Source organism: Neisseria sp. HMSC075C10 (genome assembly GCF_001815615.1).
GTDB classification, from domain to species: domain Bacteria; phylum Pseudomonadota; class Gammaproteobacteria; order Burkholderiales; family Neisseriaceae; genus Neisseria; species Neisseria subflava_A.
The window spans coordinates 1-15,645 of record NZ_KV821266.1 but is presented as its reverse complement, the minus strand read 5'-3'; the positions used below and the strand labels follow the sequence as shown (position 1 = coordinate 15,645).

Here is a 15,645-nt window from a genome sequence, read left to right as displayed (position 1 = left end):
TTCCGCATGGTTGCGGGTAATTTACTAAGGAATACTGCAATGCTGTTGGCACTTTCTTTGCGTGATTTTGTCATTGTTGAAAACCTGAATCTTGATTTTCAAAACGGCTTTACCGTATTGACGGGCGAGACCGGCGCAGGCAAATCGATTACTCTGGATGCAATTGGCCTGTTGTTGGGCGATAAAGCCGATTACAGCCAAGTGCGCAGCGGTGCCAAAGAAGCGCAGTTGTCGGCTTTGTTCGACATCAGCGGTTTGTCTGAACTGAAAGCGCAGCTGCAGGAGCAAGGCCTTTTGGAAGAAGATGCGGAAGAGCTCAGCATCCGCCGTATTATCGATGCCAAGGGTAAAAGCCGCAGTTATATCAATAATCAGGCAGTAACATTGGCGCAGCTGAAGGCCATTGGCGAGCAGTTAATCGATATTCACGGCCAAAATGCCCATCATTCGTTGAATCAAGAGTCTGCGCAACGCGAGTTGTTGGACGCATTTGCCGGCAGCAAAGAGCAGGCAGAAACGGTCAAACAGCTTTATCAAAATTGGGTCAATGCGAAAAAGGCACTGCAAGAAGCACAAGAGCAGGCAGAAACCATGGCCATCGAACGCGAGCGTTTGGAATGGCAGTTTAATGAATTGAACCAATTGGAGCTCAAACCCAACGAATGGGAAACCTTAAGCCAAAGCCATGACAGCCTGGCGCATTCGGCCGAATTGCTGCAAACCGCCGAGCAGGTGGGCGACAGTATAGACGGAGACAACGGCATCCAACGTCAAATCTATCAATGCCAAAAACTGCTGGGCAATCTGCAAAACATTGAGCCGCGCTTTGCCGAGAGCCTGAATATGTTGGCAAGTATTGAAGCAGAATTGGGTGAAATCAGTGCCAATATGCGCGATGTGGCTGGTCGCAGCGACATCGATCCTAATGAATTGGCCGCACAAGAAAGCCGTATGGGCGAATTGATGAGTATGGCGCGCAAATACCGCATTGAGCCGGAAGAGTTGCCGCAAAAGTTGGCGGAAATCGACGAGCGCTTGCAAAACCTGCACGCGGCTGCTGATTTGGAAGCCTTGGAAAATGCAGTCGCACGCAATCTTGCCGAATACCATGAAGCCGCGCATATTCTCTCTGCCATGCGCCATCAGGCAGCCGGCCGTTTGGGTGAAGAGACCACCGAGCATATGCAACATTTGGCCATGAAAGGCGCACGTTTTGACATCGTCTTGTTGCCGTCTTCGCCGACCGCGCATGGTCTGGAACAGGTGCAATTCCAAGTGGCAGCGAATAAAGGCAATCCGTCCCGTCCTTTGAACAAAGTGGCTTCCGGCGGCGAATTGGCGCGTATCAGCTTGGCTTTGCAAGTGGTTGCCAGCCAATACACGCAAGTGCCGACATTGATTTTTGACGAAGTGGATACCGGTATTGGTGGCGGTGTTGCTGAAATGGTCGGTAAAGCTTTGCGTGCCTTAGGTAAAAAACATCAAGTCTTGGCGGTAACCCATCTTCCTCAAGTCGCCTCTTGCGGTGAAAACCATTGGCAGGTGCGCAAGCATAGCGAAGGCGAACAAACCGTTAGCGAAATCAGCGTCTTGAACCATCATCAGCGCATTGAGGAAATTGCGCGTATGCTGGGTGGCGAAATCATTACCGATACCACACGCAGCCATGCCGCCGAACTCTTGCATTTGGCAGCCGCCTAAAAGCTTCAAGGCCGTCTGAAAATAGGATTCAGACGGCCTTTTCTATATTTTGCCACCTTTTCAGGCAGGCAGAATACAAGGTATGATTATATCGTCTGTTTACAAGGAAATTTTGATGAAAGTCCTGTTTATCGCCGATCCGATGGCAAGTTTTAAAACCTATAAAGACACTACTTACGCCATGATGCGTGAAATGGCAAAGCGCGGTTGGCAGCTTTTTCATACCTTGAGCGGAGAATTGTCCGTCCGTGAAGGTTTGGTAGTGGCTCAGGCAGCGGCATTTGAGTTTGTCGGCGCGAAGAACGATGACGATCACGAATGGTTTAAAGCAGAGGCAAAAGTTCAGACGGCCTTGAAAGACTTCGATGCGGTCATTATGCGCACTGATCCGCCGTTTGATATGCAATATCTGTATGCAACCCAGTTTTTAACTTTGGCACAGCAGCAGGGCGCAAAAGTATTTAACAGCGGACAAGCAATGCGTGATTTCAATGAGAAATTGGCGATTTTGAACTTCAGCCAGTTTACCGCGCCGACTTTGGTTACCACACGTTCCGCCGATGTCCGTGCCTTTTTGAAAGAACACGGCGACATCATCATCAAACCGTTGGACGGCATGGGTGGTATGGGCATTTTCCGTCTGACCGAATCCGACCCCAATATCGGCAGTATCCTTGAAACCCTGATGCAGCTTGATTCACGCACCATCATGGCGCAACGTTATATTCCTGAAATCGTACATGGCGACAAGCGCATTCTGATTATTGGCGGGGAAGTTGTTCCGTATGCTTTGGCGCGTATTCCGCAAAACGGCGAAACACGCGGCAACTTGGCTGCCGGCGGTCGCGGCGTGGCACAGGAATTGAGCGAGCGCGACCGTGAAATTGCAGAAACCCTTGCGCCTGAATTGAAGCGCCGCGGTATTTTGCTTGCCGGTTTGGATGTCATCGGCAGCAACCTGACCGAAGTCAATGTAACCAGCCCGACCGGCTTCCAAGAAATCATGAAGCAAAAAGATTTCGACGTTGCCGCCATGTTCGCAGATGCCGTTGCATCTTGGGCAAAACAATAGAACCAAAGGCCGTCTGAAGATTGACCCGACCGTTTCTCTTCAGACGGCCTTTTTATGTTGAGAATATGATGGAACCATCTTCCTACGCATCTGAAAAAAAAGGTAAAAACGGCATTAAGCGCATCATTAATGCGTTCGGTTATTCCAAAGACGGACTGGCTGCCGCGTACCGTTATGAAAGTGCATTTCGCCAAGTTTTTTGGTTGAACCTGATTTTAATTTTTTTGGCTTTCTTCCTTGATTTCGGCCCGCTCACTAAAATGGTGCTTGTTGTCGCATCGTTTATTTCACTGATTACCGAATTGTTTAATACCGCCGTCGAGGCAGCCGTTGACCATACCTCTACTGAAAAACACGAGCTGGCCAAGCGTGCCAAAGATGCCGGTTCGGCCGCGCAACTGATGGCTTTGTTCATGTTATTTATTGTTTGGATTGTTGCATTAACTGCTTAGAAATGTGGTAATATGGTAATTCATTAGGATTAGATAGTATTAGTTAATCTATATCAAAGTTTTCAGACGGCCTTCGGTTGTAAGATGAAGGCCGTATATTCCAGCCATGTGGCAAACATAAGGAGCAAAACATGAAAAAATTAATGGCAACCCTGATTCTGGCAGGCTTGGCAACTTCCGTATCTGCAGCCGGTATCCATATTGAAGACGGTTGGGCACGTTCTACCGTTGAAGGTATGAAAATGGGTGGCGCATTCATGAAAATCCAAAACGATGAAGCCAAACAAGACTTCTTGGTAGGCGGCAGCAGCCCTGTTGCCGAACGTGTTGAAGTACACACTCACGTGAACGACAACGGCGTTATGCGCATGCGCGAAGTTAAAGGCGGCGTGCCTTTGGCTGCGAAAGGCGTAACCGAACTGAAACCAGGCAGCTACCACGTTATGTTCATGGGTCTGAAAAAACAATTGAAAGAAGGCGAAAAAGTACCTGTAACCCTGAAATTCAAAAACGCGAAACCCCAAACTGTCGAGCTGGAAGTGAAAACCGCACCGCAATCCGGCATGGATCACGGTCACGGCCATGGTCACGGTGGCGCGCATCAGCACTAATTGCTTGAATTTGCATATAAAGGCCGTCTGAAAGTCATTGGGCTTTCAGACGGCCTTTTCTGTCGTTAAATCAAAATGTGCTAAAATTACGCTTTAAAAAATGCATTTGAAACCCACATTCCGCTCATGAATACTACCAACACACCAACAAACATCATCGTCGGCCTTTCCGGCGGCGTCGATTCATCCGTTACCGCGGCCCTGCTCAAGCAGCAAGGCCATCAAATCAGCGGCGTGTTCATGCAGAACTGGGAAGATGACGACAACGACGAGTATTGCAGCATCAAACAAGACTCCTTTGATGCCATTGCCGTTGCCGATATCATCGGAATCGATATCGACATCGTCAATTTTGCCGCACAATATAAAGACAACGTATTTGCCTATTTCCTCAAAGAATACAGCGCAGGCCGCACGCCAAACCCGGATGTCTTGTGCAATGCCGAAATCAAATTCAAATGCTTTTTGGACTATGCCATCGAGCAGGGCGCCGATACCATTGCCACCGGACACTATGCCCGCAAAGAAGTTCGCAACGGCGTGCATTACCTGCTCAAAGGCTTGGATCAAAACAAAGACCAAAGCTATTTCCTGTACCGCCTCAAACCTTTCCAACTTGAGCGCGCAATTTTCCCATTGGGTGAGTTGGAGAAGCCTGAAGTCCGCCGTCTTGCCGAAGAATTCAAATTACCGACTGCAACCAAAAAAGACAGTACCGGCATTTGCTTTATCGGCGAACGCCCGTTCCGCGAATTTCTGCAAAAATACCTGCCGACCAATAATGGCAAAATGGTTACCCCTGAAGGCAAAGTGGTTGGCGAACACGTCGGCTTGATGTTTTACACGCTGGGCCAACGCAAAGGCTTGGGTATCGGCGGCGCAGGCGAACCATGGTTTGTCGCGGCCAAGGATTTGACCAAAAACGAACTGATTGTCGTACAAGGCCATGACCATCCTTTGCTTTATACTCGAAGCCTGGTTATGAACGATTTGAGTTTCACATTGCCCGACCGTCCGAAAGAAGGCCGCTATACCTGCAAAACGCGCTACCGTATGGCTGACGCGCCTTGCACGTTGCGTTACTTAGATGATGAAACCATCGAGCTTATCTTTGACGAGCCGCAATGGGCGGTAACCCCCGGACAATCAGCGGTACTGTACGACGGCGATGTGTGCTTGGGCGGCGGCATCATCATGTCCACCGACAAGCCTGTCATCATTACTGCTTAACACAAGGGCCGTCTGAAAACGAAGCGGCAGATTGAATAAAGCCTTCAGACGGCCTCGATTTCAAAAAACGACTCAATAAAAGACTGATTAATATGGAAAAACTCTGGCTCAAAAGCTACGAACAAGGCGTAAACCCTGAAATCGATATTTCTCAATACAGCTCCATCAGCGACGTATTCCGTCAAAGTGTCGAGAAATTCGCAGATAAACCTGCTTTTCAAAATATGGGCAAAACACTGACTTATGCCGAAGTAGGCAAGTTGGCGACCGATTTTGCATCTTACCTGCAAAATGTATTGAAACTGCCGCGCGGTGAGCGTGTGGCGATTATGATGCCGAACGTTTTGCAATATCCGATTGCGCTTTTCGGTATTTTGCAGGCAGGTTTGGTGGCAGTGAATACGAATCCGCTTTATACGCCGCGCGAGTTGGAACATCAGTTGAAAGACAGCGGCGCGACAACGATTGTCGTGTTGGAGAACTTTGCCAATACGCTGGAATTGGTGTTGCCGCGTACACAAATCAAACATGTGATTGTCGCGTCGGTCGGTGAGATGTTCGGCATGATTAAAGGCGTGTTGATGAACTTTGTCATCCGCAAAGTGAAAAAAATGGTGCCGGAATACCGCATTCCCAATACCGTGACTTTTCAGACGGCCTTGAAGCAAGGTGCAGCAAATACGCTCAAACCAGTCGAGTTGACGCGCGACGATACTGCCTTGCTGCAATATACAGGCGGTACAACCGGTTTGGCGAAAGGCGCCGTCCTTAGTCACGGCAATATCTGCGCCAATATGCTTCAGGCGAAAGAATGGATTAAAAATAGCCTGCACGAAGGCAAAGAAACGGTCATTGCCGCGTTGCCGCTTTATCATATCTTTGCCTTGACGGTAAACCTGATGATTTTCGCCAATACCGGTTCTAAAATCATCCTGATTACCAACCCTCGCGATATGAAAGGGTTTATCGGTGAATTGAAAAAAGAGCCGATTAGCGTATTCATCGGTGTGAATACCCTGTTTAATGCGATGGTCAACCGTCCGGATTTTGCCGAAGTTGATTTTTCCCGTTTGAAGCTGACTTTGGGCGGCGGTATGGCAACACAAAAAGCCGTGGCGGAAAAATGGAAAAAAATTACCGGTACGCCGATTGTGGAAGCTTATGGTTTGACCGAAGCCAGCCCGGGCGTATGTTGTAATCCTTTGAATATCGAAGCTTACAGCGGCGGTATTGGTCTGCCTGTTTCTTCAACCGAGGTCGAATTGCGTGATGCGGATGGCAAAGAAGTGCCTATCGGACAGCCGGGCGAATTGTGGGTACGCGGCCCGCAAGTGATGAAAGGCTATTGGAACCGTCCGGAAGAAACCGCCAAAGCAATCGATGCACGCGGCTTTTTAGAGACCGGCGATATTGCTGTGATGGATGAAAAAGGCTGGTTGAAGCTGGTGGACCGCAAAAAAGATTTGATTGTGGTATCCGGTTTCAATGTGTATCCGAACGAAATCGAAGAAGTGGTGGCCGGAAACGACAAAGTCTTGGAAGTCGCCTGTATCGGCGTGAAAAGTGAGAAAACCGGCGAAGCGATTAAGGTCTTCGTCGTACGCAAAGACCCGTCTTTGACTAAGGAAGAGCTGATCGATTTCTGCCGCAAAGAACTGACGGCGTATAAAGTGCCGAAAGACATCGAATTCCGCGACGAGTTGCCAAAATCCAACGTTGGCAAAATCCTGCGCCGCGAGCTGCGCTGATATATAGAATCAGTATGATAAGGCCGTCTGAAAACGCTGTTTTCAGACGGCCTGAAGCTTTTGCCGTTTGCCAGAATATGCTGCTTCAAGTTAAAATCACACATTCCAACATGGGTATCACATCATGACTAAATTTATTTTCGTAACCGGCGGCGTTGTATCTTCTTTGGGTAAAGGTATCGCCGCCGCTTCTATTGCTACTATCCTTGAGTCGCGTGGCTTGAACGTGACCATGCTTAAACTCGACCCGTATATCAACGTTGACCCGGGTACCATGAGCCCTTTTCAACACGGCGAAGTATTCGTGACCGATGACGGCGCGGAAACCGACCTCGACTTGGGTCACTACGAGCGCTTCATCAACGCCACCATGACCCGCCGTAACAGCTTCAGTACCGGCCAAGTCTATGAAAACGTGATTGCCAAAGAGCGCCGCGGCGACTATTTGGGTGGTACCGTACAAGTGATTCCGCACATTACTGATGAAATCAAACGCCGTATCCATGAAGGCGCGGCTGGTTATGATGTGGCGATTGTTGAAATCGGCGGTACAGTCGGTGATATCGAATCGTTGCCTTTCTTGGAAGCCATCCGCCAAATGCGCAGCCAGCTCGGCCGCAACAATACATTGTTTGCCCACCTGAGCTATGTGCCTTACATTGCCGCCGCCGGCGAAATCAAAACCAAACCGACCCAGCATACCGTTAAAGAAATGTTGAGCATCGGTTTGCAACCGGACATCCTGATCTGCCGTATGGACAGAGAAATGCCTGCGGACGAGCGCCGTAAGATTGCTTTGTTCTGTAACGTTGAAGAACGTGCCATCGTGGGCAGCTACGATGTGGACAGCATCTACGAATGCCCTGAAATGCTGCACAACCAAGGCATCGACAGCATTATTACCGAGCAGTTGCAGCTGAATGTCAAACAAGCCGATTTGACCGAATGGAAGAAAATCGTTCACGCGATTCGAAATCCGAAACATACCGTCAAAATCGCGATGGTCGGCAAATACGTTGATTTGACCGAGTCCTACAAATCATTGATCGAAGCCCTGAAACACGCCGGTATTCACACTGAAACCGACGTACAAATTACCTTTGTCGACAGCGAAAGCATCGAGAAGGGCAATGGCGACGTTTCCATGCTCAAAGGCATGGACGCGATTTTGGTGCCGGGCGGCTTCGGTTCACGCGGCGTAGAAGGCAAAATTGCCGCCGTACGCTATGCGCGTGAAAACAACGTACCATATTTGGGCATCTGTTTGGGTATGCAAATTGCCCTGATTGAATACGCCCGCGATGTTGCAGGCTTGAAGGGTGCGAACTCTACCGAGTTTGACTTGAAATGCGCCGCGCCTGTCGTTGCCCTGATTGACGAATGGCAAACTGCCGACGGCAGCGTAGAAACCCGTGACGAATCTGCCGATTTGGGCGGCACCATGCGTCTGGGTGCGCAAGAAGTTGACCTCAAACCGGGCAGCCTTGCTGCAAAAATCTACGGCAGCGAACATATCCGCGAACGTCATCGCCACCGCTACGAAGTTAACAACAACTACGTTCCTCAGTTGGAAAAAGCCGGTTTGGTCATTGGCGGCGTATCCGCAGGCCGCGAGCGTTTGGTTGAAACCATCGAATTGCCAAATCATCCTTGGTTCTTCGCGTGTCAGTTCCATCCGGAATTTACTTCCAATCCGCGCAAAGGCCATCCTTTGTTCAGCGCATTTGTGAAAGCTGCGTTGGGTAACAAAAAAGCCTGATTGATGTGATTGAAAAAGCACCCGTTTCCGGGTGCTTTTTTGTTTTCAGACGGCCTTAGAAGTTATTTGTCTTCATTGACTTCGCGCTCGTTCAAAGGTTGTACGGGACGGTTGTTTTCGCCACCGATAATGTCGCGTATGGCTTTAAACTGCGCCGCATCTGCCTGAACCGGAGTTTTTAAGACAACCCAAGTAATGTTTTCGCTGCAAATAGGAAAGGCCGTCTGAAATTGCTTTCAGACGGCCTGTTTTATTTGAAAATGTTGTAAAAAGTCTAAACTCTAATGAATAAAAGTGTCTATCAAGATGAAAGTAGTTGTTTGTAGCGTTGGAAAACATTAATATTGCCAAACGTGTTTTCACGAGATTTTAACTTTGTTTTGGAGAGAATAATGAAAAAATCGATTATCGCTTTGGTTATTGCCGGTTTGCCACTGGCTGCCTCTGCAGAAGTGATTCTGTATGGTCAAATCAAAAGCAGCGTGACCGTCGGTCAAGTAAAAATCAAAGGTGATGCAGGTTCTGAAACCAGCTCTACCGCAACCAGCATCAATGACAATACTTCCCGTATCGGTTTCAAAGGCAGCGAGAACTTGGGCGGCAATTTGAAAGCCATTTGGCAAGTTGAACAAAAAACAGCAATCACGGGCGGTTCCCAAGGTTTTGCCACTCGTGATTCCTTCATCGGTTTGCAAGGTAAATTCGGTAAGATTCGCGCCGGTAAACTCAGCAATATGCTGAACGAAATGGACACCATCGATCCATGGATGTACAAAACCAATGCCGCAGGCTTGGGCATCTTTACCCGTACCGGCAACCGTAACGCTGCTGTACGCTACGACAGCCCGGATTTCGGCGGATTCAAATTCAACGTGTCTTACGCACCGCGCGATAACCGCAATCCTTCAGACAAATACACGCACACCAAACCGGCCAAAGACCAATACACCGGTGGCGTGAGTTTCTCTAAAAACGGCTTTACCGCCAATGCGGCTTACGGCCACTACAACGGCGCGTACACCGACAAATCAGGCAAAGTCAAAGCGGCGCAAATTGCCAAAGTCGAAACTTATTACGATAAAGACAATCTCTTTGTCGGCGGCGGCGTACACTATGCCAAAGGCCATGAGACAGGCAACGAATATTTAGGCTATTTCACTGATGGTTTTAATGAGTACAAGGGTAGTGACATCACTGCTGATTCAGGCAAATCTGAAGCCGTGAAAGTGGTTGATGCAGCGGTAACTGTCGGCTACAAATTCGGTAATGTGACCCCACGCATTACTTACGCGCACGGCTGGCCTGCCAAGGGCGTGAACAGTGGCGAAAAATTGGTGGATAAATTCGACCAAGTCGTTGTCGGCGGCCAATACACCTTCAGCAAACGCACCGGCGTAGTTGCCCAACTGGCGTATCTGAAAGTCGGCAACAAAACCCGTCTGACTGCGGCCAACAAAGGCGGCGTTGAACAAAAAGCCGCTTCTGTGGGCCTGTATCACAAATTCTAAGCCGTCTTGAAAGACAAGGCCGTCTGAAAAATTTCAGACGGCCTTTTTGTTGATTAAAGCGGTTTATTTGTCGTGCTTGGTCAGCGTTGTGCCGTGACGGCCGCCGCGTTCTTTCAAACGTTGTACCAAGCCTTCAACCGTTGTCGGCATACCGTCGATACAGAATGCCTGATACAGGGCGGTGTGCAGGGCGTCGTTGCGGCTGAACGCATTGCCGATCAGCTTCCAATCGCCTTTGCGCGGCTCAATCCAGCGGTGATTTACTGTGTCGCCGTAAGCGAATACTTTGTAAGACGAACGTTTGTCTTTGCTGTAAGTAAAGGATGTGCGGGCGCAATAGAGGCCTTCGACGGAGAGGTTGTCGTAGCCTTTGTCGGAGCGCACATTCAAGACGTAGCGGATGCTGTTGTCAGGCGCAGGCATAATTTGCAGGCTGCTGAGCAGGATTTTAGGCTGCTTGCCGTAGGTTTCGTTGACATAGAGGTCGAACCAATCGCCCGATTGGGTATCGGGCAGGGGCGGCAACTCGGCTTTGTGTTCTTTAAACTCGCGTGCGGCAACTTCTTCAGGGCTTTCCTGATAACGCGTGTTGGTCAGCGTATCCTTTTGGCTGAAACCCAAAGCAAATGCTTGAGTCGCGGCAAGGCTGAGAGCGAGAAGGGCAAAACGGCGCATAGACAGCTCCAAAGTGAAAAACGGCTTTATTTTATGGGCTTGCAGGGTGGGGTGCAAGTAAGTGCGGTATAATTGACGTTAATTCTGATTAATATGACGAGTTTTCATCATGAATACACAAACTCTGGATGTCATCGGTTTGAAATGCCCTCTGCCGATTTTGCGTGCCAAAAAAGCTTTGGCGCAAATGCAGGAAGGCGAAGTGCTGACCGTATTGGCCACCGATGGCGGCGCGCCCGGCGATTTTGAAGCGTTTTGCCGTCAGACTGGACATGTTTTGTTGGAATCGAGCGAGGCCGACGGCGTGTTCAAGCTGGTGTTGAAGCACAAATAAAGGCCGTCTGAAATGTCTAAAGCCGTCGCGTTGTCTGCCGCTGTATTGGCCGTCTGCCTGAGTGCATGCGGTAATGAAGGCGTTTCGCCGCAGAACGCTGCCGATTATGCCCAAAATGTAACCGACTTGTTCCGCCAAAGCTGCGTGTCCGCAGACGGAGATGTCGCCCTTGTCGGCGAGTTTGCCAATGCCAACAAACTGGTTTTATTGTCGAAAAAAGATATTGCCGATTTGCCTGCCGGAATGATGGATTTGGAGGCATTAAGCATTTGGAAGAAAACGGAAAACGGCGCAGATTATTATTTGAGCCTGACTGAAGACAGTTGCAGCGTGCGCACGGCTAAAGCCGACGACCATCTGATTTTTAAACAATTTTTGGCTTTGGCAGAAAATCCGCCGCAAGGTTTGAACGCTGAGTTGCGTGCCGATAATTTGGCGGAAACCCCGTTGCCTATGCGTCAGATTTCCTACGCATGGCGCGCGTCCGGCAGTCCGAAAGAAACCTTGCTGACCGTTAAAACAACGTCGTCCGAGCATTTTCCGGTACAGGCTGTTTTTTATTTGACCCATCATTCTTACGACAATAAGGCCGCCGTTTTGCCTTAGGCCGGTTGACGATTGAAACATCAAATCGATAGAAACCGTTACCGCCGAATAAAGGCCGTCTGAAACATTATCAAACCAAACCACTCGAAAGTAAGCTATGCAAACCCTGACCATCATCCGCCCCGACGATATGCACTTACACCTGCGCGACGGCGACGCACTCAAAGCCGTTGCCCCGTACACCGCCCGACAAATGGGCCGCGCGGTTATCATGCCCAACCTGAAGCCGCCCGTTGTCAGCGTTGCCGATGCCCAAGCCTACAAAGAGCGCATTATGGCCGCCCTGCCTGAAGGCAGTACCTTCCAGCCGTTGATGACGCTTTATTTGACCGACAATGCCACTCCCGAACTCGTGCGCGAAGCCAAGGCTGCCGGTATCGTGGCTTTCAAACTCTATCCGGCAGGCGCGACCACCAATTCCGATTCCGGCGTGACCGACCTGTTCAAACTGATTCCCGTGTTGGAAGAAATGGCGAAACAGGGTATTTTGTTCTTGGTTCACGGCGAAGTCACCGATCCTGAAATTGATATTTTCGACCGCGAAGCCGCCTTTATCGAGCGCGTGATGAAGCCGGTTTTGGCGCAAGTGCCGAATCTTAAAGTCGTGTTTGAACACATCACCACTGCCGAAGCAGCCCGACTGGTATTGGAAGCAGGCGATAATGTGGCCGCGTCTGTGACGCCGCAACACTTGCTGCTCAACCGCAACGACCTCTTGGTCGGCGGCGTGCGCCCTCATCATTTCTGCCTGCCTGTACTCAAACGCGAAACCCACCGTCAGGCTTTGGTTGCCGCCGTTACCGGCGATAAGGCGCACAAATTCTTCCTCGGTACGGATTCTGCGCCACATGCCAAAACTGCCAAAGAAAATGCTTGTGGTTGCGCCGGTATGTTCAGCGCGATGACTGCCATCGAGCTTTATGCCGAAGTGTTTGAGAAAGCAGGCGCGTTGGACAAACTGGAAGCCTTTGCTTCTAAAAACGGCCCGCGTTTCTACGGTCTGCCTGAAAATTCCGATACCATCACACTGGTCAAACAAACGCAAACCGTACCTGCCAGCGTACCTTACGGCGATGGCGAGCTTGTGCCGATGAGGGCCTGCGGCGAGATTGAATGGACGGTGCAATATTAAATTTGCCGTCAATGAGGCATAAAAAGAAACAACCTGCTTGAAAGGGCAGGTTGTTTTTTTATTGTCGTTCAGACGGCCTGTCATGGGGAGGGAGGCTCACTAGGCCGTCTGAAAACCGGATTAGAGTGTGTGTTTATTCGGTCAACATGGGTTTCAACGCTTCCCAAGCCTGCGGCAGCTGGGTAAAGCCGTCTGAAGCCATCAAATGGCCGCCTTCGGGAATATGGGTAACAGGGCTTTTGAGCTTGGTTGCCATGTCCAAAGTCAGTTCGGGCGGAACATGGGTGTCGTTGTCGGAAACCAGACAGTGTTTGGGCATGTCGATTTTGCGCAGGATGTCGAAATCGGGGGATGCTGCTTTAATGTAGGCATCAAGTGTGGGCAGGGGCAGCAACGTATCGGCAAAACCGGCGGCAAGCAGCAGACCGCCGATTTTTTGCGGCTGTTGGCGGCTGAGGAAGTGAAGGAGGGTAATGCAGCCGAGGCTGTGGCCGACTAGGAAGGTATGGGCATCGGGCTTGCCGATGTGCTGGTCAAGGGTAAACTGCCACGCGGTCGTGCTTGGTTTGTCGGGATTGGGCATGGCGAGGGAGATTGCTTGTGCGCCGGTGCTTTTGACTTGGGCGCAAAGCCAGTCAAACCAGTTGCCGTGCGGATTGCCTTCAAAGCCATGTACGATATAAACGCGTCGATTCATGTTTTTCCTCCTTCAGACGGCCTGAGACTTTTGTCTAAATCTCTGCCTATAAGCGTTTATTATACCATGTTTGTTTATGTTTTATTGTTTGCCGTTTGGTAAGGATGGTTGATTAAGCTTTTGTTGTTAAATGATATTTGCAAGAATAGTAAAGCAAACAACACGGCAGGGGCGGATGGCGTTGCCGTGTTGTTCGGGTTTGAAATATATATGGGCCGTCTGAAAAACCGGTTTAGAAATAGCCTTGTTTTTTGCGCTCTTCCATTGCCGCTTCCGATACGCGGTCGTCCATGCGTGTGGCGCTGCGTTCGGAAATGGTTGCGGCGGCGGTTTCGGCAATGATGTCTTCGGGTGTGGCGGCGGTGCTGGCAACAGGGCAGGTGCAGGAAATATCGCCGACGGTGCGGAAACGGACATCACGGATTTGGGCAACTTCGCCTTCGCGCTTCGGCGTCAATGGTGTAACGGGAACGAGCAGGCCGTTTCGTTCGACCACTTCGCGTTTGTGGGTGTAATAAATCGGCGGCAGGGCGAGTTTTTCGCGTGCGATGTATTGCCAGATGTCCAATTCCGTCCAGTTGGAAATCGGGAACACACGCATGTTTTCGCCTTGGAACAGGCGCGTATTGTAGAGCGACCATAACTCAGGACGTTGGTTTTTGGGATCCCATTGGCCGAACTCGTCTCGGAAAGAGAAGATGCGTTCTTTGGCGCGCGCTTTTTCTTCATCGCGGCGTGCGCCACCCATCAGCGCATCAAAGCCTTGTTCTTCGATGGTTTCAACCAGTGTAACGGCTTGGGCGGCGTTGCGTGAATCGGTTTCGCGGCGCAAGACGACGCTGCCTTTGCGGATGGATTCTTCTACGCTGCCGACCACAAGTTGTACGCCGGTACGCGCGACCGTATCGTCGCGGAATTGAATCACTTCGGGGTAGTTGTGGCCGGTATCGACGTGCAGGAGTTTGAACGGCAGCTTCAGCGGACGGCCTTCGATTTGGAAGGCTTTGACGGCAAGCGCCAGCAATACGACGGAGTCTTTGCCGCCGGAAAACAGCAAGGCCGGGTTTTTGGCATTGGCAATCACTTCGCGGATAATGTAGATAGACTCGGCTTCGAGCCAGTCGAGGTGGTGGTTTTGGATGGACATTTTTTCTCTCTTTACAACCTTGGCGACAGTCGATACTTTAGTGAGGCCGTCTGAAAAAGGGAAAGAATGGTTTGTTTGTTGCAAAGATGTTTTTGTTATATTGCAAGGCCGTGTTTTTCAGACGGCCTTTGCGCTTTAACTTATTTTTAACCCGAATTCTCTGACGAAGCATCTATCTTGGCGTACACTTTGGTCTTTTATAAATGAGAATGGTTTATGTATCACGGCGAGAGATTTAATGCGTACAGCCATTTGGCCGGTTTCTTGTTGGCAGTGGCGGCCTTGGTGCTGATGCTGGTGAAAGCGGTGGAATCGGCGGACGGCTATCGGATTGCCGGTGCACTGACTTACGGAATCTGCCTGCTGCTCCTGTATTTGGGCTCAACCTTATACCACAGTATTCCGCAGCCGAAGGCCAAGGCAATTTTGCAAAAGGTCGATCATTGCATGATTTATCTTTTGATTGCAGGCAGCTATACGCCGTTTACGCTGATTACCCTTCACGGCGGCTGGGGCTGGTCGCTTTTCGGCGTGTCGTGGGGGCTGGCTTTGCTGGGCATTGTTCAGGAGTTGACGATTGGGCGTAAAAGCGAGAAGCGGCTGCTGTCGATGGTGATTTATGTGTTGATGGGCTGGCTGATTGTGGTGGCGGTATGGCCGCTGATACAGTCGCTTTCGGCCGGCGGATTATTTTGGCTGGTGTTGGGCGGCGTATTGTATAGCGCGGGGATTTATTGGTTTATCAACGATACGAAAATCCGCCACGGACACGGTATCTGGCACTTATTTGTCTTGGCAGGCAGTTTGACTCAATTTATCAGCATTTATTTTTATGTGTTGTAGATTCAGACGGCCTGAGACCTTTGCAAAATTCCTTTCCCCCAACAGCCGAAACCTAAACACAGGTTTTCGGCTGTTTTCATCCCAAATCACTCCTGATTCGACTCAAATACCCCCTTAATCCCCCTTGGAT

At 50.0% G+C, this 15,645-nt stretch carries 16 protein-coding genes; 12 read left to right on the top strand and 4 right to left on the bottom strand.

Annotated features, from left to right (window positions below; all coding sequences use genetic code 11):
* Window positions 1-39: 39 nt before the first annotated feature.
* The 7 genes from recN (at window position 40) to HMPREF3047_RS07500 (ending at window position 8,573) form a co-directional block, all read left to right on the top strand.
* Window positions 40-1,701: a DNA repair protein RecN gene (gene recN, locus HMPREF3047_RS07530; RefSeq protein ID WP_070584322.1), complete on the top strand. Its 1,662-nt coding sequence runs from the start codon at window positions 40-42 to the stop codon at window positions 1,699-1,701.
* A 115-nt stretch (window positions 1,702-1,816) separates the two neighbouring features.
* Window positions 1,817-2,773, top strand: a complete 957-nt coding sequence (gene gshB / locus HMPREF3047_RS07525; protein WP_070584324.1) for a glutathione synthase — start codon at window positions 1,817-1,819, stop codon at window positions 2,771-2,773.
* 68 nt (window positions 2,774-2,841) lie between these two features.
* The gene (locus HMPREF3047_RS07520; RefSeq protein ID WP_070584350.1) at window positions 2,842-3,225 is read left to right on the top strand and encodes a diacylglycerol kinase; all 384 of its coding nucleotides are present in this window, start codon (window positions 2,842-2,844) and stop codon (window positions 3,223-3,225) included.
* Window positions 3,226-3,356: 131 nt separating this feature from the next.
* Complete coding sequence (locus HMPREF3047_RS07515) at window positions 3,357-3,836, top strand: copper chaperone PCu(A)C (RefSeq protein WP_070584325.1); 480 nt, start codon at window positions 3,357-3,359, stop codon at window positions 3,834-3,836.
* A gap of 126 nt (window positions 3,837-3,962) precedes the next feature.
* A complete protein-coding gene (gene mnmA, locus HMPREF3047_RS07510) occupies window positions 3,963-5,066 on the top strand; it encodes a tRNA 2-thiouridine(34) synthase MnmA (protein ID WP_070584326.1) in 1,104 nt (367 codons plus the stop codon).
* A 92-nt stretch (window positions 5,067-5,158) separates the two neighbouring features.
* A complete protein-coding gene (locus tag HMPREF3047_RS07505; protein WP_070584327.1) occupies window positions 5,159-6,814 on the top strand; it encodes an AMP-binding protein in 1,656 nt (551 codons plus the stop codon).
* A gap of 124 nt (window positions 6,815-6,938) precedes the next feature.
* On the top strand, window positions 6,939-8,573 hold the full coding sequence (locus tag HMPREF3047_RS07500) for a CTP synthase (RefSeq protein WP_063076388.1): 1,635 nt from the start codon (window positions 6,939-6,941) through the stop codon (window positions 8,571-8,573).
* A 62-nt stretch (window positions 8,574-8,635) separates the two neighbouring features.
* Here HMPREF3047_RS07500 and HMPREF3047_RS11060 read toward each other — a convergent pair whose 3' ends face one another.
* Entirely contained in the window at window positions 8,636-8,770 is a 135-nt protein-coding gene (locus HMPREF3047_RS11060) for a carbonic anhydrase family protein (RefSeq protein WP_283122348.1), read from the bottom strand.
* Window positions 8,771-8,965: 195 nt separating this feature from the next.
* On the opposite strand from HMPREF3047_RS11060, the gene HMPREF3047_RS07495 reads away from it, so the two are divergent.
* The gene (locus tag HMPREF3047_RS07495) at window positions 8,966-10,081 is read left to right on the top strand and encodes a porin (protein WP_070713013.1); all 1,116 of its coding nucleotides are present in this window, start codon (window positions 8,966-8,968) and stop codon (window positions 10,079-10,081) included.
* Between the two features lie 63 nt (window positions 10,082-10,144).
* On the opposite strand, the gene HMPREF3047_RS07490 is transcribed toward HMPREF3047_RS07495, so the two are convergent.
* Window positions 10,145-10,756 (bottom strand): CNP1-like family protein, encoded by a 612-nt coding sequence (locus tag HMPREF3047_RS07490; protein WP_070713010.1) that lies wholly within the window; start codon window positions 10,754-10,756, stop codon window positions 10,145-10,147.
* Between the two features lie 109 nt (window positions 10,757-10,865).
* Here HMPREF3047_RS07490 and HMPREF3047_RS07485 point away from each other — a divergent pair, with 109 nt between their 5' ends.
* From HMPREF3047_RS07485 to pyrC, 3 genes are all read left to right on the top strand, one after another.
* Window positions 10,866-11,090, top strand: a complete 225-nt coding sequence (locus tag HMPREF3047_RS07485; protein WP_003681929.1) for a sulfurtransferase TusA family protein — start codon at window positions 10,866-10,868, stop codon at window positions 11,088-11,090.
* 12 nt (window positions 11,091-11,102) lie between these two features.
* The gene (locus HMPREF3047_RS07480; RefSeq protein WP_070713007.1) at window positions 11,103-11,696 is read left to right on the top strand and encodes an NMCC_0638 family (lipo)protein; all 594 of its coding nucleotides are present in this window, start codon (window positions 11,103-11,105) and stop codon (window positions 11,694-11,696) included.
* A 97-nt stretch (window positions 11,697-11,793) separates the two neighbouring features.
* Window positions 11,794-12,828, top strand: coding sequence for a dihydroorotase (gene pyrC / locus HMPREF3047_RS07475; RefSeq protein WP_070713005.1), 1,035 nt, complete (start codon window positions 11,794-11,796; stop codon window positions 12,826-12,828).
* A gap of 133 nt (window positions 12,829-12,961) precedes the next feature.
* Here the strand turns inward: pyrC and HMPREF3047_RS07470 are convergent, their stop codons facing one another.
* Together HMPREF3047_RS07470 and cysD are read right to left on the bottom strand one after the other, a co-directional pair.
* Window positions 12,962-13,525: an RBBP9/YdeN family alpha/beta hydrolase gene (locus HMPREF3047_RS07470; RefSeq protein ID WP_070713003.1), complete on the bottom strand. Its 564-nt coding sequence runs from the start codon at window positions 13,523-13,525 to the stop codon at window positions 12,962-12,964.
* A gap of 232 nt (window positions 13,526-13,757) precedes the next feature.
* Window positions 13,758-14,756 (bottom strand): sulfate adenylyltransferase subunit CysD, encoded by a 999-nt coding sequence (cysD, locus tag HMPREF3047_RS07465; RefSeq protein WP_168165907.1) that lies wholly within the window; start codon window positions 14,754-14,756, stop codon window positions 13,758-13,760.
* Between the two features lie 132 nt (window positions 14,757-14,888).
* Here cysD and HMPREF3047_RS07460 point away from each other — a divergent pair, with 132 nt between their 5' ends.
* Window positions 14,889-15,515, top strand: a complete 627-nt coding sequence (locus HMPREF3047_RS07460; RefSeq protein WP_049335514.1) for a PAQR family membrane homeostasis protein TrhA — start codon at window positions 14,889-14,891, stop codon at window positions 15,513-15,515.
* The last annotated feature ends 130 nt before the right edge of the window (window positions 15,516-15,645 follow it).